This is a genomic window from Pseudanabaena sp. 'Roaring Creek' (assembly GCF_001402795.1).
In the GTDB taxonomy this organism is placed as follows: Bacteria; Cyanobacteriota; Cyanobacteriia; order Pseudanabaenales; family Pseudanabaenaceae; genus Pseudanabaena.
In genome coordinates this window covers 1-2,942 of record NZ_LIRE01000519.1, presented here as the reverse complement: position 1 = coordinate 2,942, position 2,942 = coordinate 1, and the positions used below count along the sequence as shown (strand labels likewise).

The 2,942-nt window shown below is 44.6% G+C and carries 3 protein-coding genes; all 3 read left to right on the top strand.

Annotated features, from left to right (window positions below; all coding sequences use genetic code 11):
- The first annotated feature begins 207 nt into the window (after positions 1-207).
- Entirely contained in the window at positions 208-1,656 is a 1,449-nt protein-coding gene (locus AC805_RS15900) for a serine/threonine-protein kinase (RefSeq protein ID WP_055076328.1), read from the top strand.
- A gap of 308 nt (positions 1,657-1,964) precedes the next feature.
- Positions 1,965-2,315, top strand: a complete 351-nt coding sequence (locus AC805_RS15895; protein ID WP_156341424.1) for a hypothetical protein — start codon at positions 1,965-1,967, stop codon at positions 2,313-2,315.
- A gap of 21 nt (positions 2,316-2,336) precedes the next feature.
- Positions 2,337-2,819: a hypothetical protein gene (locus AC805_RS15890; protein ID WP_055076326.1), complete on the top strand. Its 483-nt coding sequence runs from the start codon at positions 2,337-2,339 to the stop codon at positions 2,817-2,819.
- Positions 2,820-2,942 lie beyond the last annotated feature (123 nt).

Sequence of the window (2,942 nt, the reverse complement as noted above, 5' to 3'; positions counted from 1 at the left end):
TAGGACAAAAAACAAAACCCAGAAGAGTGTTGCGGCGCAAAGCGCCGCAACACTCTTCTGGGTTTTATGTCTTAACTTATTTGGCTATAGCGATATTTCAAGGCTCAAAATGGCGTAGCCATTTTGAGCCTTGAAATATCGTTGAAATTGGTTAGTTTTTGCGATAATAGCTCTAGAGAATCTCGACAAGTTACCCCTTGAGAAAATGTGCTAAACACCATACTTAGAGGACATTACAAAATCATTAGTCACCTTGGTGGCGGCGGTTTTGGGCAAACCTACTTGGCTGAAGACATTGATTTACCTAAACATCCTATCTGTGTGGTCAAGCAACTCAAGCCCACCTCAAAAGAGCCGTTCCTCTTAGAAACATCCAAACGCCTCTTCGATCAAGAGGCAGAAGTTCTTTATTCCTTGGGTACTCACGATCGCATTCCACGTTTGCTCGCCCACTTTCAAGAAGGTGAAGAATTTTATTTAGTCCAAGAATTTGCTGATGGCAAAGATCTTACTCAAGAACTGGGTAAGGGGATCAGACTGCCAGAATCTATGGCGATCACTTTACTTAAAGAGGTTTTAGAAATTCTAGTTTTCGTTCACGGTCATGGCGTAGTTCATCGGGATATCAAACCAGCTAATCTCATTAGGCGGAAATCCGATCGCAAAATTGTACTCATCGATTTTGGGGCAGTTAAAGAAATTGGTGGTCTTGTAGTTGATTCGCAAGGTAACACGAATTTAACGATCTCCATCGGCTCTCCAGGCTATATGCCCACCGAGCAGCTCAATGGCAAACCTCGATTTTGTAGCGATATTTATGCAGTCGGGATGCTGGGCATCCAAGCCATCACGGGCGGCGAACCCAGACTATTTCCTGAAAATCCTGATACTGCCGAACTGTTATGGCGCGATCGCCTGCCCGAAGGTGTTTATTCAAGCGAGTTTCTCGACCTTCTCGATCAAATGGTGCGCTACGATTTCCGCCAGCGCTATCAGTCAGCATCGGAAGTACTCGAAGCGATCGCCCAACTACCGAGCGTCACCAATCATGAGTTAAATACCGTAGTAAGCAGTGCTACTCAACAGCAACCAATAGCAACTCTTCAAAGCAATCCTTCAGACGATCCTTTAAGCAATCCTCCACCGTCTCTCCCGTCCTCACTTTGGACAAATCCCTTCATTATTGCTGGAGGCATAATTGGTATTTTATCGATTTCTTTTGTAGCATTTTCCCAGTTACCCAAGCCCAGCCCAGCCCCATTGACCAGCTTGCCAAAGCCCCCAACTTCTCCCGAATCTCTAATTCCACCCCAGCTTTCAGCACCTATAATCCCAGCATTACCATCGTCTAGCGCCTCAGAAAGTCCTACTCGTAATTCACCCGATGAAAAGTTGATTCAAGAATCAAGAATTCTCGCTACCCTCGGTAAATACTCCGAAGCGCTCAGCAAGACCGAAGCCGCAATCAAGTTAGATCCCAAAAATCCCAATGCTTGGGAGGCAAAGGGGCGAGTCCTTAGTAGATTGCATCGTGATGAGGAAGCGATCGCCGCTTTTGATAAAACCATCGAATTAAGACCTAATTCACCGATGGCAAAACAATTTCGCGATGCCTTGCAGTCAGCTAATCCCAAACTCAAACCGAAAAAAACATAGATTTAAGTACCTACTGCTATATAACTGAGTATGAGAGACTTCGACTTCTTTTGAAAACTGAAAAACAATCCCAGTAAGTTTTTTAAGCTTTTATCTTCCTACGGTAAAATGAAAGCCGCTATAGGAGGAATACGTAGGAAGTGAAGCATATTAATATGCAATTTACCGCAATTGTCGATCAAACGAACCCCAAGAGAATTTTTGAAAGTGCTGCTCTGCAAGGATTTTAAAAATTCTCTTGGTTTGGATTTGAGCGCAAAGCGCTGTAATATGCGATTTAATATACAATCATGGAAATTTATGGAAATATGCTTACTTATTCGCAAGTAGAACAGGCTTTAATCAAACTTGGATATGCTCCTGATTTCGATCATCCTTCCCATACCAAACTCACCGCTTTAATTCCGATCGATGGATATCAGTCCCCAGTCGTATTGGAATTTCGTGAAGGATGGAAAAGTGAGTTTGGAGATGTGGCGCAATTATTACAGGTTGAGTGGCTGATGGATGATCGGGAAAGTGTTTTGATTCTGGATGCTAATTCTCTTGAGGCGGTAGATGATACCCCTACAATTTTGGTCGAGGAAAAAATTATGCTGCGAGAAACCTTCGATCGCATTTTAGAAGCAATCTCCAGTGACGCAATCTCTAGTTCGTAAGCTGAATTATGGCTATTAATTATGGCTAAGGCAATTCCTGACAAGTGTAAACGCTGTGCGATGCTTTCCGCTCATCAAGCGCAAGAATTACATGGAGGCGATTGCTGGGATCCTACGGTTTGCTATAGCCGTCGCTCCTATGCTCGCCATCGCGATCGCCGCAATCTCATCCGCGCACGCAAACGCTCAGCCTCGATCCCTGAGTTAGTAGTCAATACTGAGGATTTTGCGAAGATATATTGGGCGGTATTGGTGGTTTATCGTGCAGCGGGAGCCTCAACCCCAATCCATGCGATCGCGGCGCAAGTATGGCAGGGGCAAGACAAGTTTGCAGCGATCGCCCCAATTCATTGTGCAGGCATGACGGCTTCTCAAGTTCATACCTATATCAAAAAAGTGTTGGACTTATTGGATTCCCATTATCAAATCAAGAAGTTTGTCAGCCAAGAGCGGCTCGATCCTTGGCTTTGTCCCCTGCGTCCCTGTCCTTGTTATCCTCTTTGAAAATCAGACAGTTATCGTCACCCCCTAGCCGATCGCCTAGTGAAACTATTATCAACCGATGAAGTATAGTCGTTTTAAATAACTTGTAGACGGGCTTCGACTTCGCTCAGCCCTCGGTGTAAG